This is a genomic window from Pseudomonas sp. PA-6-3C (assembly GCF_021605825.1).
GTDB lineage: Bacteria > Pseudomonadota > Gammaproteobacteria > Pseudomonadales > Pseudomonadaceae > Aquipseudomonas > Aquipseudomonas edaphica.
The window spans coordinates 1-26,438 of the sequence record NZ_WKDV01000065.1 but is presented as its reverse complement, the minus strand read 5'-3'; the positions used below and the strand labels follow the sequence as shown (position 1 = coordinate 26,438).

Below are 26,438 nucleotides of genomic sequence, written 5' to 3'. Positions count from 1 at the left end.
CACCCTCCCAGCCCATTTTGGTTCGATTCTTCTCGATCAAGCTGGCAGAACGCCACAGTTTCGCGCCTAAAACCCTTATTTCAGGGGTTTAACGCTTCTTTTCGGAGCCTTGGTTTGGTTTTTGCATTTTCCTTGTATCAGCGTGTGCCTCAAGCCCGCGCCTTGCTCCAAAAGAGGTCCCGATGACCATCAGCGATGCACTGCACCGTTTGTTACTCGACAACCTGACCACCGCGACCATCCTGCTCAATGACGACCTGCGTCTTGAGTACATGAACCCGGCGGCGGAGATGCTCCTGGCCATCAGTGGTCAGCGCAGCCATGGGCAGTTCATCAGCGAATTGTTCACCGAGTCGGCCGAGGCCTTGAGTTCGTTGCGCCAGGCCGTGGAGCAGGCGCACCCGTTTACCAAGCGCGAAGCGATGCTCACCGCCCTCACCGGCCAGACCCTGACCGTCGACTACGCCGTGACCCCGATTTTGAGCAACGGCGCGACCCTGCTGTTGCTCGAAGTGCACCCGCGCGACCGTCTGCTGCGCATCACCAAAGAAGAAGCGCAGCTGTCCAAACAGGAAACCAGCAAAATGCTGGTACGCGGCCTGGCCCACGAGATCAAGAACCCGCTCGGCGGCATTCGTGGCGCGGCGCAATTACTGGCCCGTGAGCTGCCGGAGGAACACCTCAAGGACTACACCAACGTCATCATCGAGGAGGCCGACCGCCTGCGTAACCTGGTGGACCGCATGCTCGGCTCCAACAAGTTGCCGTCCCTGGCGATGACCAACGTGCACGAAGTGCTGGAGCGCGTGTGCCAGCTGGTCGAGGCCGAAAGCCAAGGCTGCATCACCCTGGTGCGTGACTACGACCCGAGCATTCCCGACGTATTGATCGACCGCGAGCAGATGATCCAGGCGGTGCTCAATATCGTGCGCAACGCCATGCAGGCCATCAGCAGCCAGAACGAGCTGCGCCTGGGCCGCATCAGCCTGCGCACCCGCGCTCTGCGCCAGTTCACCATCGGCCATGTGCGCCACCGCCTGGTTACCAAGGTCGAGATCATCGACAACGGCCCCGGCATTCCTGCGGAACTGCAGGAAACCATCTTCTTTCCCATGGTCAGCGGCCGCCCGGACGGTACCGGGCTGGGCCTGGCCATTACCCAGAACATCATCAGCCAGCACCAGGGCCTGATCGAATGTGAAAGCCATCCCGGCCACACCACGTTCTCGATCTTCCTGCCATTGGAACAAGGAGCCCCCACGACATGAGCCGTAGTGAAACTGTGTGGATCGTCGATGACGACCGTTCTATCCGCTGGGTCCTCGAGAAAGCCTTGCAACAGGAAGGCATGACCACCCAGAGCTTCGACAGCGCCGACGGGGTGATGAGCCGCCTGGCGCGTCAGCAGCCGGACGTGATCATCTCCGACATCCGCATGCCCGGCGCCAGTGGCCTGGACTTGCTGGCGCGGATCCGCGAGCAGCACCCGCGCCTGCCAGTGATCATCATGACCGCGCACTCGGACCTGGACAGCGCTGTCGCGTCTTATCAGGGCGGCGCCTTTGAATACCTGCCTAAACCGTTCGATGTGGACGAGGCCGTGGCGCTGGTCAAGCGCGCCAACCAGCACGCCCAGGAACAACAAAGCCAGGAAGCCCCACCAGCCCTGACCCGCACCCCGGAAATCATCGGTGAAGCACCGGCGATGCAGGAAGTGTTTCGCGCCATCGGGCGTTTGAGCCACTCCAACATCACCGTGTTGATTAACGGCGAGTCGGGCACCGGTAAAGAGTTGGTGGCCCACGCGCTGCACCGTCACAGCCCACGGGCGGCTTCGCCGTTTATCGCGCTGAACATGGCGGCGATTCCGAAGGACTTAATGGAGTCCGAGCTGTTTGGCCATGAAAAAGGCGCGTTCACCGGCGCGGCCAACCTGCGTCGCGGGCGCTTTGAACAGGCGGACGGCGGCACGCTGTTCCTGGATGAAATCGGCGATATGCCGGCCGATACCCAGACACGCTTGCTGCGTGTATTGGCAGATGGTGAGTTCTACCGCGTCGGCGGGCACACGCCGGTAAAGGTCGATGTGCGCATCATTGCGGCGACACACCAGAACCTCGAAACCCTGGTGCACGCGGGCAAATTCCGTGAGGACTTGTTTCACCGGCTGAACGTGATTCGTATCCACATCCCTCGGATGTCGGATCGCCGCGAAGACATCCCGACCCTCGCCCGCCACTTCCTCAGCCGCGCCGCGCAAGAATTGGCGGTGGAGCCGAAGCTGCTCAAAAGCGAGACCGAGGAATACCTCAAGAACCTGCCGTGGCCGGGCAACGTGCGTCAGTTGGAGAACACTTGCCGCTGGATCACGGTGATGGCATCCGGGCGTGAGGTACACATCAGCGACCTGCCACCGGAGCTGTTGAGCCTGCCGCAGGATTCGGCCCCGGTGACCAACTGGGAGCAGGCGCTGCGCCAATGGGCCGACCAGGCCCTGGCACGCGGCCAGTCGAACCTGCTGGACAGCGCCGTACCGGCCTTCGAGCGCATCATGATCGAAACCGCCTTGAAGCATACCGCCGGCCGCCGCCGCGATGCCGCCGTGCTGCTCGGCTGGGGCCGTAACACCTTGACGCGCAAGATCAAGGAGCTGGGGATGAAGGTCGATGGCGGGGATGATGATGAGGGTGATGAAGCCTAACTGCTGATCGTTCCCACGCTCGGCGTGGGAACGCCTCCCCGGACGCTCCGCGTCCGAGGCTCACCGCAAGTTCAGATCTGTGCACTGGTGACGCGGAGCGTCACACGATGCATTCCCACGCGGAGCGTGGGAACGATCAGGTGGAGTGCACCGCTTCAATGCACCATGAACTAGCATCGCGCACATCCAGCCAGCCTGAAACACCCGCCGAATCAAGAAAACATCAAACCGCAAAAACACCAAAGCCCCGTATTCCGGGGCTTTGCGCTTTCTGGCGAAATTTTTTGGCACACATTGCAACTTCTGGCACGCGCCCTGCAATAACCCTTACATCACCCAGTTTCGGGGACCTTGGTACAGGCAGGCCGAGAATCCCCTCTTTACACCCGGGGTGCTTGATGCGGATCGCGTCGCGCCCCACACCCGTTTCGGGAACCTCGGTACAGGCAGGCCGGGGATTCCCTCTTTAACACCGAAGCCTTGCAAGGCTTCACCCCGTTTTGGGAGCCCTGGTACAGGCAGGCCGGGAACTCCCTCTTTTATTCCTCGCGCAGATGGATCTGCAGCCGCCAGCGACCCTCGGCCTTCTCCCCTTTCCATTCCCCGCGCAACGGCCGAGCCGCCACCAGGTTCAGCAGCAGGCCGCCATCGGTCTTGCGAACGCGCCAATTCACGTCCTTGTCGTTGACCTTGAGTTGCCCGCTGGCAGCCTTGCCTTGCGCGCCGAACAGCAGCGCCACGGTGCCGTCGATATGTTCGCCGTGCAGCTTGGGTTCGCTGTTGAACCACACCACCACGCCGTCTGCCGCTGTTTCTACCTGCTGCAACTCAACCGGATCCGGCGTGGTCAGGCGACCGATCATCAGCCCAATCATCAAGCCAACAATCGCCAGTGAACCCATCACCCGTGGCAATAGCTTCGGCCTTGGGTCGTCTTCAGGGGTAGAATGCAACGCATCTTTGCCTTCGGAGCCGTGCATGTTTCACGTCATCCTTTTTCAACCAGAAATTCCGCCGAATACCGGCAACGTTATCAGGCTGTGCGCCAACAGTGGCTGCCACCTGCATTTGATCGAGCCGCTGGGCTTTGACATGGACGACAAACGCCTGCGCCGCGCCGGGCTGGACTACCACGAGTACGCCACGCTCAAGCGCCACGCCGATTTGGCCAGCTGCCTGGAAAGCCTCGGCCACCCACGGCTGTTCGCGTTCACCACCAAGGGCTCGCGACCGTTTCATGATGCCAGCTTTGCCGAAGGCGACGCCTTCCTGTTCGGCCCGGAAAGCCGTGGCCTGCCGGCCGAGGTGCTCGACGCACTGCCCGAGGGCCATCGCCTGCGCTTGCCGATGCGCGAGGGTTGCCGCAGCTTGAACTTGTCCAACACTGTAGCCGTCGCGGTTTACGAAGGCTGGCGCCAGCTCGGCTTCAAGTAACGCATAAACAAAATGTGGGAGCAGACCTGTGTGGGAGCTGGCTTGCCTGCGATGCAGTCACCTCGGTGTATCAGTGATACTGAGGTGATGCTATCGCAGGCAAGCCAGCTCCCACACAAGCCCGCTCCCACATTTTTTATCGCGTCAACTTACTGAACAGTCGACGAACCTTCCTGTTGCATGCGCTGCAGCTCTTGCGCGTACAGGGCATCGAAGTTCACCGGCGCCAGCATCAGCGCAGGGAACGAGCCACGGGTGACCAGGCTGTCCAGGGTCTCACGGGCATACGGGAACAGGATGTTCGGGCAGAACGCGCCCAGGGTGTGGCTCATGGACGCTTCGTCCAGGCCCTGGATCAGGAAGATACCAGCCTGTTGCACTTCAGCGATGAAGGCTACTTCTTCGCCGTTCTTAACAGTCACGGACAAGGTCAGCACGACTTCGTGGAAGTCGCCTTCCAGAGCCTTTTGACGGGTATTCAGGTCCAGCGCAACGCTTGGGGTCCATTCCTGGCGGAAGATGGCCGGGCTTTTCGGCGCTTCGAACGACAGGTCACGCACGTAGATCCGCTGCAGCGAAAACTGTGGGCCTTGAGCTTCTGCTGCTTCGGTGTTCTGTTGGTCAGTCATCGCAGATCCTTCTTGATCTTGGGGTCTTTTAGGGTTTAGGAGTCAGACGAGCAGCAGCGCATCGAGTTTACCGGCGCGCTCCAGAGCGAACAGGTCATCGCATCCACCGACATGCTTGTCACCGATCCAGATCTGCGGCACGGACGTGCGTCCCGCTTTCTTGGTCATTTCGGCGCGCACCTGGGGTTTGCCGTCGACCTTGATCTCTTCGAAGGCAATGCCCTTCTTCTCAAGCAGGGCCTTGGCCCGCATGCAGTAGGGGCACCAATCGCTGGAGTAAACGACAACCTGGCTCATATCACTTCACCAGCGGCAGGTTATCGGCCTTCCAGCTGCCAATACCGCCGGACAGTTTGGCGGCGGTGAAACCGGCTTTGAGCATCTCGCGGGCGTGGGTGCCGGCGTGCTGGCCTTGGGCGTCGACCAGAATAATGGTCTTGGCCTTGTGTTTTTCCAGCTCGGGCAAACGGGCGATCAGCTTGTCCTGTGGAATGTTCAGGGCGCCGACGATATGGCCGGCGGCGAAATCCTTGGCCGGGCGAATATCCACGACAACGGCCTCATCCTTGTTGACCAGCGCGGTCAGCTCCGACGTGCTCAGGCTGCGGCCACCGCGGCTCATTTCATGAGCGATCAGCAGCGCCAGCAGGATGACGAAGGCACCCGCGAGCAGGTAGTGGGCAGTGGCAAATGCAATCAGGTGATCAACCATCAAGGAGGTTCCAGGGCGTTAAAATGGCGGTAAGTATACACAGCCGTCAGGGGCGGCCAACCCCCGTAAAGCGGTGACGTGGTCGGAACTTCGCTTTAAACTGCTACTCCCTTTTAGATTGCCTTCCTTTATTACCGCCGCGAGAGGATCTATGACTACCACGCCTAAACCTTTGGTCCTGATAATTCTCGATGGCTTCGGACACAGTGAAAGCCACCACGACAACGCCGTGTACTCGGCCAACAAGCCGGTACTCGACCGCCTGACGGCCACCGTACCCAACGGCCTGATCTCCGGCTCCGGTATGGATGTGGGCTTGCCGGACGGCCAGATGGGCAACTCGGAAGTCGGCCACATGAACCTCGGCGCCGGACGAGTGGTATACCAAGACTTCACACGCGTGACCAAATCGATCCGCGACGGCGAGTTCTTCGAGAACCCGACGATCTGCGCGGCGGTGGATAAAGCAGTCGCAGCCGGCAAGGCCGTGCACTTCATGGGCCTGTTGTCCGACGGCGGCGTTCACAGCCACCAGGATCACTTGGTCGCCATGGCCGAGCTGGCCTTCAAGCGCGGCGCCGACAAGATTTACCTGCACGCCTTCCTCGACGGCCGCGACACACCGCCTAAAAGCGCGCAGTCGTCCATCGAACTGCTCGACGCCACCTTCGCCGCGCTTGGCAAGGGCCGTATCGCCAGCCTGGTCGGCCGTTACTTCGCCATGGACCGCGACAACCGTTGGGACCGTGTCTCCCAGGCTTATAACCTGATCGTCGACGGCCAGGCCGAATTCAACGCCGCCACCGCCCAGGAAGGCCTGGAAGCCGCCTACGCGCGTGGCGAGAGCGATGAGTTCGTCAAAGCCACCACCATCGGCGAGCCGGTGAAAGTGGAAGACGGCGACGCCGTAGTGTTCATGAACTTCCGCGCCGACCGTGCCCGCGAACTGAGCCATGTATTCGTTGACGCCGGTTTCAAAGACTTCGAGCGCGCCCGCCAGCCGAAGGTCGAGTTCGTCATGCTCACCCAATACGCCGCCAACATCCCGGCCCCGGCAGCTTTTGCCCCGGGCAGCCTGGAAAACGTGCTGGGCGATTACCTGGCGAAAAACGGCAAGACCCAGCTGCGCATCGCCGAAACCGAGAAATACGCCCACGTGACGTTCTTCTTCTCCGGCGGCCGTGAAGAACCGTTCCCAGGCGAAGAACGCATCCTGATCCCGTCGCCCAAAGTCGCTACCTACGACCTGCAGCCGGAAATGAGCGCGCCTGAAGTCACCGACAAAATCGTCGATGCCATCGACAACCAGCGTTACGACGTGATCGTGGTCAACTACGCCAACGGCGACATGGTCGGCCACAGCGGCAACCTGCAAGCAGCTGTAAAAGCCGTGGAATGCCTGGACCAGTGCGTCGGTCGCATCGTCGACGCCCTGGAGAAAGTCGGCGGCGAGGCACTGATCACCGCCGACCACGGCAACTGCGAGCAGATGTCCGACGAATCCACCGGGCAAGCCCATACCGCCCACACCACCGAGCCGGTGCCGTTCATCTATGTCGGCAAGCGCGACCTGAAAGTGCGTGAAGGCGGCGTGCTGGCGGACGTGGCGCCGACCATGCTGAAGCTGATGGGGTTGGAGAAGCCGAAAGAGATGACCGGTACTTCGATTCTGGTCTGAAACAGTTCGGGGGTTGCTCAAAGCGAGTAGCCCGTCAATAATGAAGGTGAGCGCGAAACCAGTTGCCTCCAGCGGCGATAACTGGCGTAGGAACCCCGTTGATGACTGGACATCAGCGTAGGGTGAGACCTCCACACCCCTGCTTGAGGGTGTGTATATGAATATCAAGCGCTCTAACTTAGGGCAGTTCGAGAGAACTGCCCTTTTCTTTGCCTGTTATAAAAGTTGGTAGCGTTTGTAAAGCAGCTCCCCATGGCGATGCTTATTCAGCGCCTTGGCATCGGTCTGCATGAAATTCCACAACACATTGCCTGCCTGGATATTCACCACCACCAGCATTTGTCGCTTGGTTTCATAAGCACCGATGAACGCCAGCCGAGCCGAGCCGTCGCTATAGGCGACACGCCAGATTTCCAGAGGCCCTGTCAGCGTATCCAGCGCGAATTTTACGTATCGTTCTCTGGCATCCTGCCGCTTTTCAACAATGTGCCCCAGCGTCGTGCGCTGGATCAACACCCTGCCCAGAGGGGAATCTATACAAACCTGAGGGCATGTCGAATCGGTAATCCCCAGATTTGAAGCTACGATATCGACAGCATCGGCAATGTCTTTGCCCGCCAACACCTCCTCGAGTGCGCAAGATCGTAGAGCCCGATCAAGGCTACGCAGGTCGGGCAATCCGTAATCGAGCCAGGTTTGCTGGCCTTTTGACTCATGAACACCGGACATTGCCGATCGCGCCAACTGACTGATTAGAGGGCTCGTGAGTCTATTCTCAGCAGCAAAAACCAGTGCAGGTGGAGCGTTTCAAAGCGTTTCTTCGATAGTGTTTAACCTTCAAACCGCCCAATTAAATCGCCCTGAAAGGCTTTTTATGACGAACGCCTCAAAGCAGATGGCGTTGAGGCGTTTTTTTTGCGGCGCTTGGCGGGCATACTAGGCCGTCCATTTCCCTGGTGTCGCCCGCCTCTATGCTTCGCGCCTTGATTTCCCTCGCTCTTGTCTGCCTGCTCCAACCGGCGTTTGCCGATGAGCGCGCACAAACCCAACAACAGTTGGACGCTACGCGTCAGGACATTACCGAGCTGAAAAAGCTGCTCGGCAAGCTCCAGGAAGAAAAATCCGGGGTGCAGAAAGACCTGCGCGGCACGGAAACCGAGATGGGCAAGCTCGAGAAGCAGGTCCAGGAGCTACAAAAAGAATTAAAGAAGAGCGAGTCGGAACTGGAGCGACTCGACGCTGAGAAAAAAAAACTCCAGAGCGCACGCGTTGAACAGCAACGCCTGATCGCGATCCAGGCCCGCGCCGCCTACCAGAGCGGCCGCCAGGAATACCTCAAGCTGCTGCTCAACCAGCAGAACCCGGAGAAATTCGCGCGCACCCTCACTTACTACGACTACCTGAGCAAGGCGCGCCTGGCACAATTAAAGGGTTTTAATGAAACCCTGCGCCAGTTGGCCAATGTCGAGCAGGAAATCGCCGACCAGCAGTCGCAACTGATGGATCAGAAAACCGCCCTCGACACTCAGCGCGACCAGTTGGACAAGGTGCGCAAAGAGCGCCAGCAAGCCCTGGCCAAGCTCAACAATGACGTGAAGGCCCGCGACGCCAAGCTGCAGGCCCGCGAACAAGACCAGGCCGACTTGGGCAAAGTGCTCAAAACCATCGAGGAAACCCTGGCTCGCCAGGCACGTGAGGCTGAAGAAGCGCGGCAAAAGGCGCTGATCGCCCAGCAGGAAGCGGAAAAAAAGCGCCAGCGTGAAGCCGAGCTGGCCGCTACCACTGACGCGCCAGCGCCGCGTAAACCGGCGCGCGCAGCGCCCGGGCCGCTGGTTTCCAGCTCCGGCGAGAACTTCGGCGGCCCTTTTGCTTCAGCCCGCGGCAAACTTCCATGGCCCGTTGATGGTCGACTGCTGGCACGCTTTGGTGAAACCCGTGGCGATGACACCCGCGCCAAGTGGGATGGGGTGATGATCAGCGCCGCCGCCGGCAGCCAGGTCCACGCCGTTCACGGTGGCCGTGTGGTGTTTGCCGATTGGCTGCGCGGGGCCGGTTTGTTGGTGATTCTTGACCACGGCAATGGCTATTTGAGCCTTTACGGCCACAATCAGACATTACTCAAGTCGGCAGGTGATGTTGTAAAAGCCGGTGAATCCATCTCCACTGTCGGTAACAGTGGTGGCCAGGACACCCCGGCGCTGTACTTCGCTATTCGTCAGCAGGGCCGCCCGAGCGACCCTGCACAATGGTGCCGTTCCCAAGGATAGGGCTGCACCTACATTAGGAGTTCGTTCGACATGCTGCATTTGTCCCGCCTCACTTCGCTGGCCCTGACGATCGCCCTGGTGATCGGCGCGCCGCTGGCTTTTGCCGACCAGGCTGCACCGGCACCCGCCGCCACCGCAGCGACCACCAAGGCACCGCTGCCGCTGGACGAGCTGCGTACCTTTGCCGAGGTCATGGACCGGATCAAGGCAGCCTATGTCGAACCCGTAGACGACAAGACCCTGCTGGAAAATGCCATCAAGGGCATGCTCAGCAACCTCGACCCGCACTCCGCCTACCTGGGGCCGGAAGACTTTGCCGAGCTGCAGGAAAGCACCAGCGGTGAATTCGGCGGCCTGGGCATCGAAGTCGGCTCCGAAGATGGCCAGATCAAAGTGGTCTCGCCGATCGATGACACGCCTGCGTCCAAGGCGGGCATTCAGGCCGGCGACTTGATCGTGAAGATCAACGGCCAACCAACCCGTGGCCAGACCATGACCGAAGCCGTCGACAAGATGCGCGGCAAGCTCGGCCAGAAAATCACCCTGACCCTGGTACGCGACGGCGGCAACCCGTTTGACGTGACCCTGGCCCGCGCGACCATCACGGTCAAGAGCGTGAAGAGCCAGCTGCTGGAGTCGGGCTACGGTTACATCCGTATCACCCAGTTCCAGGTCAAGACCGGCGATGAAGTGGCCAAGGCCCTGGCCAAACTGCGCAAAGACAACGGCAAGAAACTCAACGGCATCGTGCTCGACCTGCGTAACAACCCAGGCGGCGTGCTGCAGTCGGCGGTTGAAGTGGTCGACCACTTCATCACCAAAGGCCTGATTGTTTACACCAAAGGCCGTATCGCCAACTCCGAGTTGCGCTTCTCGGCCACCGGCAACGACCTGAGCGAAGGCGTGCCACTGGCCGTGCTGATCAACGGCGGCAGCGCTTCGGCGTCGGAAATCGTCGCCGGCGCCCTGCAAGACCAGAAACGCGGCGTGCTGATGGGCACCACCAGCTTCGGCAAAGGCTCGGTGCAAACCGTATTGCCGCTGAACAATGACCGCGCCCTGAAGATCACTACGGCGCTGTACTACACGCCGAACGGTCGCTCGATCCAGGCCCAGGGCATCGTGCCGGACATCGAGGTGCGCAGGGCCAAGATCACCAACGAGGTCGACAGCGAGTACTACAAAGAGGCCGACCTTCAAGGTCACTTGGGCAATGGCAACGGCGGCGCCGACCAGCCGACCGGCAGCGGCAGCAAAGCCAAGCCGATGCCGCAGGACGACGACTATCAACTGGCCCAGGCGCTGAGCCTGCTTAAAGGCCTGAGCATTACGCGCAGCCGTTGATATGCGTTTTGCCCTGATCATCGCTGTGCTGTGCAGCCTGGCAGGCGTCGCCCATGCGACCCCTGCCGGCGAGCCGCAAAAAGCCTACCTGACCCTTATCATCGACGACCTGGGACAAAACCTGCCCAGGGACCGTCGTGTGCTGGCCCTGCCTGGGCCGGTGACCACGGCGATCATGCCCGACACGCCCCACGCCGCCGAATTTGCCCGTGAGGCGCACAAGGCCGGCAAGATCGTGATCCTGCATATGCCTATGGACCCGGCCACCGGCCCGTTCGCCTGGCACCCCGACTTGCCTATCGAAGAACTCGGCAAACGCCTGGACGCCGCCTTCAAGGTTGTGCCCTATACCGCCGGCATCAACAACCATATGGGCAGCCGCATGACCGCCCAGCCAGCGGCGATGGCGTGGCTGATGGCTGAGCTGCAACGGCGCAACAAGTTCTTTGTCGACAGCCGCACCAGCGCACAGACCGTCGCCGCCGCCGAGGCGCAGAAGATCGGGCTGGCGCATGTGTCGCGGGATGTTTTCCTGGATGACGAACGCACCGAAGCGGCGATTGCCACACAACTGCAAACCGCGATCAAGCTGGCGCACAAGCAGGGCTCGGTGGTGATGATCGGCCACCCTTACCCGCAAACGCTGGCGGTACTGGAGCGTGAGTTGCCCAAGCTCAAGGCCCAGGGCATCGACTGGATTGATATCAAGTTGATGATCAGCGTGCGCAGCAACCTAGCCATGGCTGCACACGGTAAAAACGGGACGTATCTTCCCGCGCGTAGATAGTTACCGCTCGGCGCCGAGTGCACTGCTCGATAGTTGATGCTCCCATCAACTGGAGAGCCCTCCATGAAGCCTCTGCAATTCAATGACCTGCTCATCAGCTTTACCAGCGAGTTTCTGCCGCTGTGGAACGACAAGGGGTCGGGCGCGCACAAAGCCGTCGGCCTCTGGCGGCCGAGCACCGCCTCCGATGCACTGAGACCGTTTTTTACCTTGGGTGATATTGCGGTCGACCACTATCGCAATATCAACCACGGCAACGTTGTCGCTGTCGTCAGCGACGCGAACAACGTCGACGGCACGGCCCTGCGTGCGCCCGTCGATTATCAATTGGTGTGGCAGGATGAAGGCACCGGAGCGCTGAGCAATGCATCTATCTGGCGCCCGCTGCCGCCAGAGGGCTATGTGGCGATGGGGCTGGTGTACGGCGTGGACTACGACAAACCTTCACGCCATGCCGTGCGGTGCGTGCGAAAAGACCTGGTGATGGCCGCTCAAACGGGCGAATTGATCTGGGACGATAAAGGCAGCGGCGCCACCAACGACTTAAGCCTCTGGTCGGTGACACCTCCCAATGCTCCCGCCGGCGAAATATACCTCGCCCCCGGCACCTTCATAGGCCATGGCGACTATGCCAAGCCAAGCCTTGAGGCCTATTCACTGCGCCTGACATTGACAGCGCAACTGCACGACCTGCCGCCACCGCCCGCGCTCAGCGGGTACGAAAGCCCGGGCAATGATGAATCCGTCCACGCGCCTCAGGTGTGTGAGCTGCCATGGTTCTGTGTCAAAGACCCGGAGTTGGCCGTGATCGAACAGTTTCAGGCATCGCCCACCTACCGCCTGGAGCGCACGGACCGCCACCTGTGTGTCGGCTTTGGGCACAACACCGAAGCTACCAGTCAGCCATTCATGTGGACGGCCGCGAAAGGTGAAGTAAGCGGGACTGCCAAGGCACTGGCGGCCAACACCAGTATCGGTCTGGGTAAAGAGTGGCCGGTGGGCGAACACGTCTTCGAATTGAGTTTTTCGGCGCACCTGGATCGCGACTTCACACACACGCAGCGCTCGGCGAAAGGCTGGGACCAGGCTTCGTCGCTGGAAATCATCACTTATGTTCCGCCGAAAAAAGCCGTTGCGGCGTACCTTGTCCAAAGCGAATACCGCCTGCTGCGACAGGACGGCAGTCAGGTTTCAAGCACCGCCAGCTATACCAATGGTGACCACGTGTACATGAGCGAGTCTCCAAACGCAGAGGTGCTGCCTGATGAGTCACCTCAAGCAGAGCCCGAACTAGAGGTAACGGGCCATGATCTGATCGACACCACCCTCACCCCGTAACTGCTCGAGTGCCGCCTGAAGCTTGGCCACCACCTCATCCGGCACGTCTTTGTTCAGCGCCAGGTACAACTGGGCACTGTTGAAGCGCAGCACGGTTTTCAGTTGGGTCACCCCCACTTGGCGAGCCAGGTAACGGCCCGCCGGATCGCCGGTGGCCCACAGGTCGATCTGCCCATCCACCAGTTTTTGCGCGTTGTCCTGGTCACGCAGCGCAACGATGGGGTTAAGGCCCCGTTTTTCCAGGGTCTGCGCAATGGCGTCACCCTTGTAGGCGCCGATCTTGTATCGACGAGCCTGTTCAAGGTCTGTCAGCTCGATCTTGCTGTCGGCCTTGGCCAGCATCACCCAGTCATCCGGGCCGATAGGGCCGACCCATTTGAACAGGGCTTCGCGGTCTGGCAGGCGCGCCATCACAAAGACACCGTAGCCGGGTTTTTCCAGGGCGAGTTTGTAGATTCGCTCCCAAGGAAAACGCAAAGTCAGGTTGTAGGAAATGCCGGCACGCTTGAACGTCTCGCGCACGATATCGACGGCGATGCCCTCAATGTTTTCTTCCTTGGCGAAGTTCTTGCCGTTTTTCGCCATGTTGTAGGGCGGGAAGTTTTCCGTCAGCAACACCAGGGAGGCGTCGGACGGTTCCTCGGCGTGAGCCAAACCCGTCAACAAAATGGACGTACTGGCGAGGGCAAGCAGAAGGGTCTTGAACATGAAGGCTACCGGAATCCATGGCAAGCGCAGAGAGTGCCCCGCGCCTGCCAGGGTGTCCAGCAGCGTTTAGCGAACGACGATACCGCGCGCGGCCATATAGGCTTTAGCCTCAGGCACGGTGTATTCGCCAAAGTGGAAAATGCTCGCTGCCAGCACCGCACTGGCGTGGCCTTCGATCACGCCGTCGGCCAGGTGCTGCAGGTTTCCAACGCCGCCGGAGGCGATCACCGGAATACCCAGCGCATCGCTGATGGCGCGGGTTACGCCCAGGTCGAAACCGTTTTTCATGCCGTCCTGGTCCATGCTGGTCAGCAGGATTTCACCGGCGCCCAGGGCTTCCATCTTCATCGCCCATTCCACCGCGTCCAGGCCGGTAGGTTTGCGACCGCCATGGGTGAAGATCTCCCAGCGCGGGGTTTCGCCCGGGCCGGAGACCTTCTTGGCGTCGATGGCGACCACGATGCATTGCGAGCCGAAGTGCTGCGCGGCTTCGCCGACGAACTCCGGGTTGAACACGGCGGCGGTGTTGATCGAGACCTTGTCCGCACCGGCGTTGAGCAGGTTGCGGATGTCTTGCACGGTACGCACGCCACCGCCCACGGTCAGCGGGATAAACACCTGGCTGGCCATGCGCTCGACGGTATGCAGGGTGGTGTCGCGGCCGTCGACGCTGGCGGTGATGTCGAGAAAGGTAATCTCGTCGGCACCTTGCTCATCGTAGCGACGGGCGATTTCCACCGGGTCACCGGCATCGCGGATGTTCTCGAACTTGACGCCCTTGACCACGCGACCGTTGTCGACGTCCAGGCAAGGGATGATGCGTTTGGCCAGCGCCATGGTCAGTCCTCAGCCGTTGTAGGCGTCGCAGTAAGCCTGGGCTTCGGCGACGTCCAAAGTACCTTCGTAGATCGCGCGACCAGTGATGGCGCCGATGATGCCGGGCGCCTTGGCGTCCAGCAGCGACTTGATATCGCCCAGGTTGTGAATGCCACCGGAGGCGATCACCGGGATCCTGGTTGCAGCGGCCAGCGCAGCGGTGAACGGCACGTTGCAGCCCTGCATCATGCCGTCTTTGGCGATGTCGGTATAAACAATGGCGGACACGCCGTCGGCTTCGAACTGCTTGGCCAGGTCGATGACCTGCACGGTGCTGATTTCAGCCCAGCCGTCGGTGGCGACGAAACCGTCTTTGGCGTCCAGGCCCACAATGACTTTGCCCGGAAACGCGCGGCAGGCTTCGGCGACAAAGGCCGGGTCTTTCACGGCCTTGGTGCCGATGATCACGTAGCTCACGCCAGCCTTGACGTAGTGCTCGATGGTTTCCAGGGAGCGAATGCCGCCGCCGATCTGGATCGGCAGGTTCGGGTAGCGCTTGGCGATGGCAGTAACCACTTCGCCATTGACTGGCTGGCCTTCGAAGGCGCCGTTCAAGTCCACCAGATGCAGGCGACGGCAGCCCCCTTCTACCCATTTGGCAGCCATGCTCACCGGGTCATCGGAGAACACGGTGGAGTCTTCCATGCGGCCTTGGCGCAGGCGTACACAAGCGCCGTCCTTAAGATCGATAGCGGGGATAATCAGCATCTGGCAAACCTTATTCGATATTCAGCAATGCTTGGGAAATCAGGGTTTCTCAAGCGACCACAGGTCGCTTTCGATGCTTTCGAACCTTTCTTTAAGGAGCGTCTGCGTGTCGAAAATCGCCCTGTTGTAATAGTGCGGCGCCACTTCGGTGGTGAACAGCTCAAGAATCTCGGCGACCTCGAACGAGCCCAACTTGAGTTCGAAGCGGTCCTCCATGAAACGCTTGATCTTGTCGGTCGCCTCACGCTCCTGTTCGGGCGTGAGGTTCAAGATCGGCGGCTTCGGCTTCTTGGCCATTACCAGCGACCATCCCACGCGGCGAAGTTCTGCAGCAATTGCAGGCCATGGGTATGGCTCTTCTCCGGGTGGAACTGCACGGCAAAGCGCGAACCGTCGGCCAGCGCTGCGGCGAAGTCGACGCCATAATGCCCGCCACCCACCACTTGGCGCGGGTTGCCAGCATTGATGTAGTAGCTGTGCACAAAGTAGAAACGCGCCAGGTCCGGAATGTCGTGCCACAGCGGGTGATCGACGGTCTGGCTGACTTCGTTCCAACCCATGTGCGGCACCTTCAAGTGCGCGCCGTCTTCGTGCAGGTCTTTACCAAAGAACTTCACCTGGCCAGGGAACAGGCCGATGCAGTCGACGCCGCCGTTCTCTTCACTGCTGTCGAGCAAGGCTTGCATGCCCACGCAGATGCCGAGGAACGGGCGGTCCTGGCTGACTTCGCGCACCAGGCTGTCAAAGCCCAGGCGGCGGATCTCGGCCATGCAATCGCGAATCGCGCCGACGCCGGGGAACACCACGCGGTCGGCTTCGCGAATCACATTGGCGTCGCTGGTGATCAGCACCTTGCCGGCGCCCACGTGCTCGAGCGCCTTGGCCACCGAGTGCAGGTTACCCATGCCGTAATCGATAACCGCGACCGTCTGCATTACAGAACGCCCTTGGTCGACGGCATTTGCCCGGCCATGCGGTCATCCAGCTCTACGGCCATGCGCAGTGCGCGGCCGAATGCCTTGAACACGGTTTCGATCTGGTGGTGGGTGTTGGTGCCGCGCAGGTTGTCGATGTGCAGGCTGACGAGTGCGTGGTTGACGAAGCCCTGGAAAAACTCCTGGAACAGGTCGACATCGAAGCCGCCCACGGTGGCGCGGGTATACGGCACATGCATCTGCAGGCCTGGGCGGCCGGAGAAGTCGATGACCACACGCGACAGCGCTTCGTCCAGCGGGACATAGGCGTGGCCGTAGCGACGGATGCCTTTTTTGTCGCCGATGGCCTTGGCAAACGCCTGGCCGAGGGTGATGCCTACGTCTTCCACCGTGTGGTGGTCGTCGATATGCAGGTCGCCCTTGCTGACGATATCCAGGTCGATCAGCCCATGACGGGCGATCTGGTCCAGCATGTGCTCAAGAAAAGGTACACCGATATCAAATCGGGCCTTTCCGGTGCCATCCAGGTTGATCGAGGCTTTGATCTGGGTTTCCAGAGTGTCGCGCTCGACGGATACCTTACGTTCAGCCATCACCAGCTCCGCAAAATCATTGGGCGAAAAAGGCAGCCATTATAGGGGCGCGGGCGCTAAACAGAAACATCGAAGGGGATAAGACTGATGGAGTGTCGGGGATAGACATGTGCATACAAGCAGGCGCTCCAGGATGGTGCGCCCCGCCGCTGTCTTGAAACAAGTAGAGATCCAGTGTGGGAGCTGGCTTGTGTGGGAGCTGGCTTGCCTGCGATGCAGACACCTCGGTATGTCGGCCACACCGTGGTGATGCTATCGCAGGCAAGCCAGCTCCCACACAAGCGCGGTTCCTGTGGGAGCCGCGCTCGCCCGACTACAGCGGCATCAGTGGAACAACACCGCCGTCTTCTGCAGGGTCACCCACACACCCCACGCCAACGGAATACCTACCACCAGCCAGGCGGCAACAGCCATCGGCACAGTACCAGGGGCCGCTTTCCACTCCAGCGAAGTGCTGGCATCGGCGCCTTTGTCATGGCCCAGCGCCTGTTCGGCAGCCAGTTCAGCGTCGGTCATGAAGTACTTGTCGGCCACCGGGCGCACCAGCAGGTTGCAGAGGAAACCCAGCACCAGCAGGCCTGCAAGGATGTACAAGGTGATGTCGTAAGCCGCAGCGCGCGGAACGCCGATGCTCAGTTGGTATTCGCGAAGGTAGTTCACCAACACCGGGCCCAGCACGCCGGCCGCCGCCCATGCGGTCAACAGGCGACCGTGGATCGCGCCGACCATTTGGGTGCCGAACAGGTCGGCCAGGTACGCAGGCACAGTCGCAAAACCGCCGCCGTACATCGACAGGATGATGCAGAACGCCGCCACAAACAGCGCCACGTTGCCCAGGTGCCCCAGGTTCGGGATCAACGCGTACAGGGCAAAGCCCAGGGCGAAGAACACGAAGTAGGTGTTTTTACGGCCCAGGTAGTCGGAGAACGACGCCCAGAAGAACCGGCCACCGATGTTGAACAGGCTCAACAGACCGGTGAAACCTGCAGCGATAGCCGCAATGGAGGCCAGTTGACCTGCGTCCAGCTGGCCGAACGGCACATCCACACCCAGCAACTTGCCACCGAACACTTCCTGCAACAGTGGCGAAGCCATGCCGAGGATGCCGATACCGGCGGACACGTTCAGGCACAGCACCAGCCATACCAGACGGAATTGCGGGGTTTTCCACGCCACGTTCACGTGCACGTGACGGTGGGTGATCATCGCGTTGCTGGCTTTTTTCGCCGGCGCGGTCCAGCCCTCAGGCTTCCAGCCGGTCGGCGGAACGCGGTAGGACAGTGCGCCACCGATCATGAACACGAAATAAATCACGGCCATGACTACAAAGCTCTGCCACACGCCCACGCTGGTTGGCGAGGCGAAGTGGCCCATCAGTGCTGCGGCCAACGGTGCACCCACCATTGCGCCACCGCCGAAGCCCATGATCGCCATGCCAGTGGCCATGCCGCGCTTGTCCGGGAACCACTTGATCAGGGTCGATACAGGCGAGATATAACCCAGGCCCAGGCCAATACCACCGATCACACCGGAGCCGATCCACATCAGCCAGATCTGGTGGGTATAAATCCCCAGCGCCGAGATCAACAGGCCGCCGCACCAGCACAACGCCGATACAACGCCCGCCTTACGTGGCCCGGCATGTTCCAGCCAGCCGCCCCAGATGGCTGCCGAGCAACCCAGGAAGATGAAGAACAGCGTGTAGATCCAGCCCAGCATGGAGATGGGCCAGTCGCACTGGGACGAGAAGACTTGCGCGATAAAGCTCATGTCCGGCGCGCAGGCGACCGGCGCGGTGATACCCAGAGCCTTGGACAGCGGCAGCCAAAACACCGAGAACCCGTAGGCCATGCCGATGCAGAGGTGGATGGCCAGGGCGGCCGGCGGAACCAGCCAGCGGTTGAAGCCGGGCTTGGCGATAATGCGCTCCTTGGACAGGAACGCGGGCTGCGCGGCAGTACTACCGGCCGCAGTGCTAGTGCTCATTGGTGTTTCCCCCAGTTATTAGTATGTGTCCGTCAGGCGCTCTCTCCCTCGACCTTGCACGCAGAGCGTTGGCCGTTGTTGTTGAGTAAAGCTCCTTTTAAGCGCGACGCTGTGTCGCAGACGACAGACGAACCCGCGAAGATTAGCACCAGTGGATGACAGAAAAACCAAACTGACATCACCTTTTTCACTCAACCTGATCTGCCTGACGGCAAAATCCTATTTTGCCGTCCCTGGATACAATGTAACGATGCGTGAACTGACGCAGGCCTTCGGGCGTTATACTCTGCGGCTAAATTTTGAAATCGACATACAAGGACTCGCCCATGAAAGCGTTCGGCAAAATCCTGGGTCTGGTACTCCTCGGGCTGTTGCTGATCATTGTGGCCCTGGGCTTTGCCCTGACCCACCTCTTCGATCCCAACGACTACAAAGACGAGATTCGCCAGATTGCCCGCGACAAGGCCCACATCGAGCTGACGCTCAATGGCGATATTGGCTGGAGCCTGTTCCCCTGGCTGGGCCTTGAGTTGCACGAAGCCAGCGTGGCAACCCTGACCACCCCGACCCAACCGTTCGCCGACTTGCAAATGCTCGGCCTGTCGGTGCGCGTGCTGCCACTGCTGCGCCGCGAAGTGCAGATGAGCGATGTGCGTGTCGAAGGCCTCAACCTGCGCCTTAACCGTGACAAGCAAGGCCACGGCAACTGGGAAGACATCGGCAAGAATGTGCCCGACGCGGCCGAAATCGCCAGCGCCCCTGCCCCAGCGCAAGCCCCCGCCGAACCCGAACCGGAAAAGCCACCCAAGCCGATCCGCCTGGACATCGACAGCCTGACCATCAACAACGCCCGCGTTGAATACAACGATGAACAGACCGGCAAACAGTTCAGTGCCGAAAGCATCCAGTTGAGCGCCGGCGCCGTGCACGAAGGCGCGAGCATTCCACTCAAGCTCACCGCATTCCTGGGCAGCAACCAGCCGCTGATGCGCGTCAAAACTGAACTGAACGGCAACCTGCGCATCCAGCGCGCCCTGCAGCGCTACCAGTTCGAAGACATGAAACTCAGCGGCGAAGCCACCGGCGAGCCGCTGCAAGGCAAGACCGTGACCTTCTCCACCCAGGGCCAATTGCTGGTGGACCTGGCGGCCAACATCGCCGAGTGGACCAACCTCAAGCTCTCCGCCAACCAACTGCGCGCCTTGGGCGAACTGAAGGTCAATGACCTGAACAAATCCCCGCAAGTCAGCGGCGCGCTGTCGATTGCTCAGTTTGACCTGGCCAAGTTCCTCGACAGCATCGGCCACCCGCTGCCGCCCATGGCTGACGGCAGCCTGAGCAAGGTCGAGCTGGTCAGCCGCCTCAAGGGCACCCCGACCAGCGTGGCGCTGGAAGACCTGAACCTGAAACTCGACGGCAGCACCTTCACCGGTCGCATCGCCGTGGATGACTTCGCCAAGCAAGCCTTGCGCGTGCAGCTCAAGGGCGACACCTTCAACGCCGACAACTACTTGCCGGCCAAGTCCGAATCGGCCAAAGGCGCAACCGCTGCCCGCCAGGCTGAAGTACAGAACAGCGAAGCCGGCGCCATGGCCGCCGGTGGCACCACACCACTGCCGGAAGCTCCGACCAAAGGCGCGTGGAGCACCGACAAACTGCTGCCACTGACCCGCCTGCGCACCCTGGACGTCAACGCCGACCTGGCTTTTGGGCAACTGACCCTGAGCAAGCTGCCGATCCAGAATGCAGCGCTCAAAGCCTCCGGCGCCGATGGCCAGCTCAAGCTCGACACCTTGAGCGGCGGCCTCTACAACGGCACCTTCCAGGCCAACGGCACACTCGATGTGCGCCAGGACATTCCGCTGCTGGCGCTGCAAACCCACATCAAGCAAGTGCCGGTTGAACGCATCCTGCAAGCCCAGGGGCAAAACCCGCCGGTCAAAGGCCAGGTTACTCTCGACAGCAACCTAACCGGCCGTGGCAATAGCCAAAAAGCGCTGATCGACAGCCTTAACGGTACCGCCAGCTTTGTGATCAATAACGGCGCGCTGCTCAACGCCAACATTGAACAGCAACTGTGCACCGGTATTGCCTTGCTCAACCGCAAGACCCTGAGCACCACGCCACAGGGCAAGGACACGCCGTTCCAGGAACTGCGCGGCACGCTTAACTTCCGTAACGGGGTGGCGAGCAACCCGGACCTCAAAGTGCGTATTCCGGGCCTGGCGGTCAACGGCAACGGTGACGTCGACCTGCGCGTGCTGGGCATGGACTACCGCGTTGGCATCATCGTCGAAGGCGACCAGCGCGACGTGCCGGACCCGGCCTGCCAGGTCGGCGCCAACTTCCAGAACATCGAAGTGCCGCTGCGCTGCCGTGGCCCGCTGGAGCTGGGCGCCAAGGCCTGCCGCCTGGACAAGGACGGCTTGACTCAGGTCGCCATCAAAGCCGCCGGCAACAAGCTCAGCGACAAAATCGAAGAGAAGCTCGACAAGGTTAATCCGCAGCTTAAAGACGCCCTTAAAGGCCTGTTCAAACGATGAGAAACGAGCAGTTTTCACAGGCGGTGCTGGATTGGTACGACCGCCACGGTCGCCATGACCTGCCCTGGCAACAGGGCATCACGCCTTACCGGGTGTGGGTCTCGGAGATCATGTTGCAACAGACCCAGGTGAGCACCGTGCTCAATTACTTCGACCGGTTCATGGCTTCCTTGCCGACGGTCGAAGCCCTGGCCGCCGCGCCGGAAGATGAAGTGCTGCACCTGTGGACCGGTCTGGGTTACTACACCCGTGCACGTAACCTGCAGAAGACCGCCAAGATTGTCGTTGCTGAATACGGCGGCGAATTTCCCAAGGATGTGGAAAAACTCACTGAGCTGCCTGGCATTGGCCTGTCCACTGCCGGCGCCATCGCCAGTTTGAGCATGGGCCTGCGCGCGCCGATCCTCGACGGCAACGTCAAACGCGTGCTGGCGCGTTTTACTGCGCAAGAGGGCTACCCAGGCGAACCCAAGGTCGCGAAACAGCTCTGGGCCACCGCTGAGCGCTTTACGCCCCACGACCGCGTCAACGCCTACACCCAGGCAATGATGGACATGGGCGCCACGCTCTGCACGCGCAGCAAGCCAAGCTGCCTGCTGTGCCCGCTGGAAAAAGGCTGCGAAGCCCACATGCTCGGCCTGGAGACGCGTTACCCGATCCCCAAGCCGCGCAAGACCATCCCGCAAAAGCGCACGCTGATGCCACTGCTGGCCAACGCCGAGGGCGCGATCCTGCTTTACCGTCGCCCGTCCACGGGCCTGTGGGGCGGCTTGTGGAGCTTGCCGGAACTCGATGACCTGCAAGACCTGGAACACCTCGCCAACCAGCACGCGCTGGCACTGGGCGAGCAACAGGCGCTGCCGGGGCTGATCCACACCTTCAGCCACTTCCAGCTGGCCATCGAGCCCTGGCTGGTGCAGGTCGAGGAATCCGCCCATCACGTGGCCGAGGCCGACTGGCTCTGGTATAACCTCGCCACCCCGCCGCGCCTGGGCCTTGCCGCCCCGGTAAAAAAACTGCTGAAGCGCGCGGCCGACGTATTGAACGCAGGAGTTTCGTCATGACCCGCACCGTAATGTGCCGCAAGTACAAAGAAGAACTGCCAGGCCTGGAACGCCCTCCGTATCCAGGTGCCAAGGGCCAGGACATTTTCGAGCATATCTCTGCCCAAGCCTGGGGTGACTGGCTGAAACACCAGACCCTGCTGATCAACGAAAAACGCCTGAACATGATGAACGGCGAAGATCGCAAATACCTGGCGGGTGAAATGGATAAGTTCTTTTCCGGCGAGGATTACGCCAAGGCCGACGGTTACGTGCCGCCTGCTCAATAATTGATCAAAAACCGGGGTCGGCACGTAAGCGACGGTAATAATTAAATATTTTTTGAAAACTTGCTTGACGCCCCCCTGAAAAACCCGTTTAATGCGCCCCGTTGCCCAGATAGCTCAGTCGGTAGAGCAGGGGATTGAAAATCCCCGTGTCGGCGGTTCGATTCCGTCTCTGGGCACCACTAATACCGAAAAACCCCAAGCGAAGATGATTCCTTGGGGTTTTTTATTGCCTGCGATTTAGTGGCCGCGGGCCAATGCCCCGCCCGATTCACACCCGAGGGTTATTTATCCCGCTGCTCGATCGTTTAGCTGTTACTGAATTTTCTGTTGCAAGGTAGTTATTTGATGAACCGGTACTTGTTCTGCGCGCTGTTGCTGCTGACGGCGTTGCTCAGTGGCTGCGCCACACAAATGGATGTCTCGATCAACGCAACCCCCGATCCGGACTATCACTTTGATCGACAGGCGCTGGTGCTGGTGACCACGTCCGTGGGCGGCAGCGCGCAAAACACGCTCAATGCCCGCTATTACCTGCGGGACATGGTCAGCGCCATGAAGGACCAGGGCTTTCGCGAGGTGTACACCGATGCCAGCCTGCCCAAGAACCATGGGCCAATCAAAATGACCATCATCCTGGACGTCGACAGCAAGCAGGTCACTTACCGCTATACCGCCACCGATTACGGCCAGGTGCCCACCAGCACCACCACCGAGTGCAAGAAGAACAAAAAGAAAGCCGACCAGTTGACCTGCACCAGCAAGCCGAACACCACCTACGGCCCGGTGGGCACCTCGGAGCGCACCGGCTACACCACGCTCACTACCTTCACTGCCACCGCGCGTGACGAAGCAAGCCGGCGCGCGGTGTATGTGTTGCGAGTGATGTCCTACAACGAAGACTGCCAGGCCGCCAAGATCGAAGCGTTCCTGGTCGAACAGGGCCTGCAGAACCTCAACTTCCAGGACCGCGTGCAGCGCAACTACACCGTGACGATGCCCGAGGGCTACCAGTGCAAGTAGGCGCCTGGCTACTTCAGTAGAAACACCATCAGCGGGTTGTCGTTAAGCCGCCCTTCGAAGTTTGGCGCCTGCTGCTCCATCGGCGTGCCCTTGAGCAGCGCTGCTTCTTTGCGCGGCACCAGCACCCAGGATGGACGCGGCAGGGTGGCGAGCTTCTCGGGCTCGTTACCGGCGACGAACAGCGGTTGCTCATCGTGCGTCAGGTTCATCATGTAGCGGATAGCCCAGGTGTCGCGGCCAAGGTCGACAAACACCAATGGCCCCGGCTGCGACGCACGCAATGCCTCTACCTGGCTGACAAACTTGCGGGTGTCGTATTGCAGGTCCTTGGCCGGGTCGATCACCACCACCAGCAGCAACCATTGCGCCACCAAGGCGATCACACTGAGCCACACCAGGCGCAACGGGCGACGCCAGGCAACCAGCGCCGCCACTTGCAGCACCACCCACACGCCAATCAACGGCGGCAGCGACACGTCGGGCCAGTAACCGTGCTTCTGCCAGGTGTGCCGACAGATAAACAACACCACCACGCACAGCGCCGGTAGCGCCACGACAAGCCATTCGTAGCAGCGGCGCACGCCAACGAACCAGTTTTGCGCCTGGAGCAGCCCATAGGCGGCGACAGCGGCAAACATCGGCACCATCGGCAGAATGTAGTAAGCGCGCTTGAAGTGCGGCACCGACAGCCCGAGCAGGATCATCAGGCCACAGGCCGCCAGCCGCACCACCATTTGCACGTCTTCGTTGACCCAGCGCTCAGACCAGCGATGCCGCAGCGCGATCATCGCCGCCAACGCCAACGGCACCACCGGGAAATAGCGATACAAACTCAGCTTGAAGTAGAAGTAGAACGGCTCGCCGGATTCGTCGAGGCGCCCACTGACCTGCATCCTGAACACATCGTCGGCAAAGGCCTCGCCACCGCTGAAACGCGCCAGCTTCATCAACGCCCACCAGCAGGCCCCGAGCAACGCCAGCCCCACAAAACCATGGATCAACACCTGCTTGACCCGTTCGCCCGGCTTGCCCAGCGCCCAGTAAACGCACACCACGCCGCAGACTTCGATAAGCCCCAAAGGCCCACGAATCGCGAAGGCCAGCACAAACAGCGGGAACACCGCCAACTGTCGAAGCCGTGACCCGAGACGCTCGCCCGTGTGCAGCAGGTAGAAGCTGCCTACGCATAAGAGCGCGACCATCAGGTCCAGGCAGACCGAGCGCGACTTATCGAGCAATTGGGTGGTAAGCAGCGTCAGCAGCACCGTCAGCAATGCCCAAGGCCGACTGAACGGCACCAGCAGGCGATAGATCAGGGCGATCACGCCCGCCGCAGCAAGGGCCGTCGGCAGCACGTTGGCCAGGTGGTTCGGCGCACCGAACAGGCGAGCAAACACAAAGCTGAAGAAAGTCGCAGTGCCGGGATAGTCCGGGTACGGCTGGCCGTAGGTGGTAGGAAAAAGACTCGCGCCATGGCGAAACATTTCCTGCATGAACAACGCCCATCGCCCGTCAAAGCCTTGGGGTTGCTCGTCCCAGATACCCAAGGTAAACAGCAATAAAGCGATCAGAAACAGGCCCAGAGACTCCAGGCGATAACGGCTGCGGTGATCCATCGAATGTCCTTTCAGGTGGGGTACGCCGACTCCATGGTGCCGACTCCACCCCTGAATAACGCCTGAACAAATCCGAGTATTTATGGACTTATCGACCGGCGCGCCACACCAGCGCGGGAATCAGCCGGATGTAGAGTAGCTCGCCCACCAGCTCAAGCAGGGTTTGGAGGATCACCGCCGTTGCGGCCAGCCCGCGCACGTCTTCAGGCAGGGCCAACGCCAGTGGCAGCACCACCAATGAGTTGCGCGTCGAAGCACTGAAGGTCACCGCCCGCGCGGTAACAGCAGGCAACGCAAACAACCGCGCAGCCAGCGCGCCTATCAGCGGCGCCAGCAACAGGAAGCCGAGGTACACCGGGATCACCGGCAACAACAACGCGATATCGCGCACCACCGAAGTGATCTGCGAGCCGATCACCACAAACAACACCAACGCCATCGCCGGCACCGGCAGCCAGGCCCAGGCGTTGTTCCAAACATTGATAGCGCTTGAGCGCCGCGCCAGGCAGGTGGTCAGCACCGCCAGGATCATCGGCAGCACAATCAGCAACAGGAACGCCTCGACAAACGGCCCCACCGCCACCACCACGGCGGACTGGGCGCCCAGCATGAAGCTCAGGTACACCGGCAGCAGCACCAATTGCAGCAACAACAACACCGGCGTCGCCGCCAGCATCAGCCGCGAGTCACCCTTGCCGATATGGGTAAACACCACCACATAGTCGATACACGGCGTGAGCAACACCAGCAGCGCGCCCACCAGCAACGCCGGGCGTTCCACCAGGCCCCGGGTCAACGCCCACACCAGCAAGGGCACCAGAATGAAATTGGCCAGCAGCAATGCGCAGATAAAGCGTTTATTACCCAGGCCCTGGCGCAGGTCCAGAAACGGAATTTGCAGGAACATGGCATACATCAGCACTGCGATGGCAGGTGTGACCAGCACGCCAAGACCTTGGGCTGACAAAGGGGCGAACACGCCAAATGCGACCGCCAGGAGCACGGCGACGAAGTAGATCGGGATTTGGTTGTGTTCGAGGGTGTCACGGGTCATGGGCTGACTCTGGTTGATCAATTGATCGCAAGCCTAAGCACCGGGAGCGCCGAGGTCGAGCATCGCGACATTTCCTGCGCCCATCACGCGCTAAATTTGTTAGTTTCGGCTTCTTATAAAAGCGCGCGGATCAAGCCCGTACCAAAAAGCGCAAGTATCGAGCCGACTCATGAACC

Annotated in this window: 26 protein-coding genes and 1 tRNA gene; 13 read left to right on the top strand and 14 right to left on the bottom strand. The window is 60.7% G+C overall.

Translation table 11 applies throughout. The features are described 5' to 3' along the window. Positions 1 to 182: 182 nt before the first annotated feature. Both glnL and ntrC read left to right on the top strand, forming a co-directional pair. The gene (gene glnL, locus GIW48_RS28145; protein ID WP_017138631.1) at positions 183 to 1,268 is read left to right on the top strand and encodes a nitrogen regulation protein NR(II); all 1,086 of its coding nucleotides are present in this window, start codon (positions 183 to 185) and stop codon (positions 1,266 to 1,268) included. Continuing rightward, entirely contained in the window at positions 1,265 to 2,701 is a 1,437-nt protein-coding gene (ntrC, locus tag GIW48_RS28140) for a nitrogen regulation protein NR(I) (protein WP_017138632.1), read from the top strand. The genes glnL and ntrC overlap by 4 nt, the downstream gene beginning before the upstream one ends. Positions 2,702 to 3,240: 539 nt before the next feature. Here the strand turns inward: ntrC and GIW48_RS28135 are convergent. Beyond that, on the bottom strand, positions 3,241 to 3,681 hold the full coding sequence (locus GIW48_RS28135) for a hypothetical protein (protein WP_017138633.1): 441 nt from the start codon (positions 3,679 to 3,681) through the stop codon (positions 3,241 to 3,243). Here GIW48_RS28135 and GIW48_RS28130 point away from each other — a divergent pair. Beyond that, positions 3,680 to 4,135: a tRNA (cytidine(34)-2'-O)-methyltransferase gene (locus tag GIW48_RS28130; protein WP_065930799.1), complete on the top strand. Its 456-nt coding sequence runs from the start codon at positions 3,680 to 3,682 to the stop codon at positions 4,133 to 4,135. The two genes, GIW48_RS28135 and GIW48_RS28130, sit on opposite strands and share 2 nt — an antisense overlap. Positions 4,136 to 4,284: 149 nt before the next feature. On the opposite strand, the gene secB is transcribed toward GIW48_RS28130, so the two are convergent. Genes secB through GIW48_RS28115 form a run of 3 tightly spaced genes read right to left on the bottom strand, consistent with a single transcriptional unit; the run spans position 4,285 to position 5,476 of the window. Continuing rightward, on the bottom strand, positions 4,285 to 4,764 hold the full coding sequence (gene secB, locus GIW48_RS28125) for a protein-export chaperone SecB (protein WP_012721755.1): 480 nt from the start codon (positions 4,762 to 4,764) through the stop codon (positions 4,285 to 4,287). Between the two features lie 42 nt (positions 4,765 to 4,806). Further along, complete coding sequence (grxC, locus tag GIW48_RS28120; protein WP_017138634.1) at positions 4,807 to 5,061, bottom strand: glutaredoxin 3; 255 nt, start codon at positions 5,059 to 5,061, stop codon at positions 4,807 to 4,809. Between the two features lies 1 nt (position 5,062). Continuing rightward, positions 5,063 to 5,476 carry a rhodanese-like domain-containing protein gene (locus GIW48_RS28115; RefSeq protein WP_017138635.1) on the bottom strand — a complete coding sequence of 138 codons (414 nt, stop codon included), beginning with the start codon at positions 5,474 to 5,476 and terminating at the stop codon, positions 5,063 to 5,065. A 151-nt stretch (positions 5,477 to 5,627) separates the two neighbouring features. Between GIW48_RS28115 and gpmI the strand changes: the two genes are divergently transcribed. Beyond that, entirely contained in the window at positions 5,628 to 7,154 is a 1,527-nt protein-coding gene (gpmI, locus tag GIW48_RS28110) for a 2,3-bisphosphoglycerate-independent phosphoglycerate mutase (protein ID WP_017138636.1), read from the top strand. A gap of 216 nt (positions 7,155 to 7,370) precedes the next feature. On the opposite strand, the gene GIW48_RS28105 is transcribed toward gpmI, so the two are convergent. After that, positions 7,371 to 7,883 (bottom strand): PBECR2 nuclease fold domain-containing protein, encoded by a 513-nt coding sequence (locus GIW48_RS28105; RefSeq protein ID WP_099549497.1) that lies wholly within the window; start codon positions 7,881 to 7,883, stop codon positions 7,371 to 7,373. A gap of 242 nt (positions 7,884 to 8,125) precedes the next feature. Between GIW48_RS28105 and GIW48_RS28100 the strand changes: the two genes are divergently transcribed. The 4 genes from GIW48_RS28100 to GIW48_RS28085 all read left to right on the top strand — a co-directional run bounded on the left by GIW48_RS28100 (position 8,126) and on the right by GIW48_RS28085 (position 12,890). Further along, positions 8,126 to 9,421 (top strand): murein hydrolase activator EnvC family protein, encoded by a 1,296-nt coding sequence (locus tag GIW48_RS28100; RefSeq protein ID WP_017138638.1) that lies wholly within the window; start codon positions 8,126 to 8,128, stop codon positions 9,419 to 9,421. 30 nt (positions 9,422 to 9,451) lie between these two features. Next, positions 9,452 to 10,765, top strand: coding sequence for a S41 family peptidase (locus GIW48_RS28095; RefSeq protein WP_170039035.1), 1,314 nt, complete (start codon positions 9,452 to 9,454; stop codon positions 10,763 to 10,765). Between the two features lies 1 nt (position 10,766). Continuing rightward, on the top strand, positions 10,767 to 11,552 hold the full coding sequence (locus GIW48_RS28090; protein WP_138449379.1) for a divergent polysaccharide deacetylase family protein: 786 nt from the start codon (positions 10,767 to 10,769) through the stop codon (positions 11,550 to 11,552). A 63-nt stretch (positions 11,553 to 11,615) separates the two neighbouring features. Then, positions 11,616 to 12,890 carry a Vps62-related protein gene (locus GIW48_RS28085; protein ID WP_236462485.1) on the top strand — a complete coding sequence of 425 codons (1,275 nt, stop codon included), beginning with the start codon at positions 11,616 to 11,618 and terminating at the stop codon, positions 12,888 to 12,890. On the opposite strand, the gene GIW48_RS28080 is transcribed toward GIW48_RS28085, so the two are convergent. The 7 genes from GIW48_RS28080 to GIW48_RS28050 all read right to left on the bottom strand — a co-directional run bounded on the left by GIW48_RS28080 (position 12,843) and on the right by GIW48_RS28050 (position 18,696). After that, on the bottom strand, positions 12,843 to 13,598 hold the full coding sequence (locus tag GIW48_RS28080) for a substrate-binding periplasmic protein (protein ID WP_236462482.1): 756 nt from the start codon (positions 13,596 to 13,598) through the stop codon (positions 12,843 to 12,845). The genes GIW48_RS28085 and GIW48_RS28080 overlap by 48 nt on opposite strands. 66 nt (positions 13,599 to 13,664) lie before the next feature. After that, positions 13,665 to 14,435, bottom strand: a complete 771-nt coding sequence (gene hisF, locus GIW48_RS28075; protein ID WP_017138643.1) for an imidazole glycerol phosphate synthase subunit HisF — start codon at positions 14,433 to 14,435, stop codon at positions 13,665 to 13,667. A gap of 9 nt (positions 14,436 to 14,444) precedes the next feature. After that, positions 14,445 to 15,182, bottom strand: a complete 738-nt coding sequence (gene hisA, locus GIW48_RS28070; RefSeq protein WP_008435688.1) for a 1-(5-phosphoribosyl)-5-[(5-phosphoribosylamino)methylideneamino]imidazole-4-carboxamide isomerase — start codon at positions 15,180 to 15,182, stop codon at positions 14,445 to 14,447. 39 nt (positions 15,183 to 15,221) lie between these two features. Continuing rightward, complete coding sequence (locus GIW48_RS28065; RefSeq protein ID WP_005783916.1) at positions 15,222 to 15,479, bottom strand: DUF2164 domain-containing protein; 258 nt, start codon at positions 15,477 to 15,479, stop codon at positions 15,222 to 15,224. Then, positions 15,479 to 16,117, bottom strand: coding sequence for an imidazole glycerol phosphate synthase subunit HisH (gene hisH, locus GIW48_RS28060; RefSeq protein WP_017138644.1), 639 nt, complete (start codon positions 16,115 to 16,117; stop codon positions 15,479 to 15,481). The genes GIW48_RS28065 and hisH overlap by 1 nt, the downstream gene beginning before the upstream one ends. Further along, positions 16,117 to 16,710: an imidazoleglycerol-phosphate dehydratase HisB gene (hisB, locus tag GIW48_RS28055; protein WP_017138645.1), complete on the bottom strand. Its 594-nt coding sequence runs from the start codon at positions 16,708 to 16,710 to the stop codon at positions 16,117 to 16,119. The genes hisH and hisB overlap by 1 nt, the downstream gene beginning before the upstream one ends. A 324-nt stretch (positions 16,711 to 17,034) precedes the next feature. Next, the gene (locus GIW48_RS28050; protein ID WP_099549501.1) at positions 17,035 to 18,696 is read right to left on the bottom strand and encodes an OFA family MFS transporter; all 1,662 of its coding nucleotides are present in this window, start codon (positions 18,694 to 18,696) and stop codon (positions 17,035 to 17,037) included. A 326-nt stretch (positions 18,697 to 19,022) separates the two neighbouring features. Here GIW48_RS28050 and GIW48_RS28045 point away from each other — a divergent pair, with 326 nt between their 5' ends. The 5 genes from GIW48_RS28045 to GIW48_RS28025 all read left to right on the top strand — a co-directional run bounded on the left by GIW48_RS28045 (position 19,023) and on the right by GIW48_RS28025 (position 23,592). Further along, a complete protein-coding gene (locus tag GIW48_RS28045; protein ID WP_176991711.1) occupies positions 19,023 to 21,239 on the top strand; it encodes an AsmA family protein in 2,217 nt (738 codons plus the stop codon). Next, positions 21,236 to 22,303, top strand: a complete 1,068-nt coding sequence (gene mutY, locus GIW48_RS28040) for an A/G-specific adenine glycosylase (protein WP_138449385.1) — start codon at positions 21,236 to 21,238, stop codon at positions 22,301 to 22,303. Before GIW48_RS28045 ends, mutY begins: the two co-directional genes overlap by 4 nt. Further along, positions 22,300 to 22,572 carry an oxidative damage protection protein gene (locus tag GIW48_RS28035; RefSeq protein ID WP_017138649.1) on the top strand — a complete coding sequence of 91 codons (273 nt, stop codon included), beginning with the start codon at positions 22,300 to 22,302 and terminating at the stop codon, positions 22,570 to 22,572. Before mutY ends, GIW48_RS28035 begins: the two co-directional genes overlap by 4 nt. A 103-nt stretch (positions 22,573 to 22,675) precedes the next feature. Then, positions 22,676 to 22,751: transfer RNA gene (locus tag GIW48_RS28030), tRNA-Phe, on the top strand. A 166-nt stretch (positions 22,752 to 22,917) separates the two neighbouring features. Further along, on the top strand, positions 22,918 to 23,592 hold the full coding sequence (locus GIW48_RS28025; protein ID WP_058422640.1) for a hypothetical protein: 675 nt from the start codon (positions 22,918 to 22,920) through the stop codon (positions 23,590 to 23,592). Between the two features lie 8 nt (positions 23,593 to 23,600). Here the strand turns inward: GIW48_RS28025 and GIW48_RS28020 are convergent, their stop codons facing one another. Beyond that, a complete protein-coding gene (locus GIW48_RS28020; RefSeq protein ID WP_236462914.1) occupies positions 23,601 to 25,208 on the bottom strand; it encodes an ArnT family glycosyltransferase in 1,608 nt (535 codons plus the stop codon). A gap of 88 nt (positions 25,209 to 25,296) precedes the next feature. Further along, complete coding sequence (locus GIW48_RS28015; RefSeq protein WP_169986638.1) at positions 25,297 to 26,262, bottom strand: arsenic resistance protein; 966 nt, start codon at positions 26,260 to 26,262, stop codon at positions 25,297 to 25,299. Between the last annotated feature and the right edge of the window lie 176 nt (positions 26,263 to 26,438).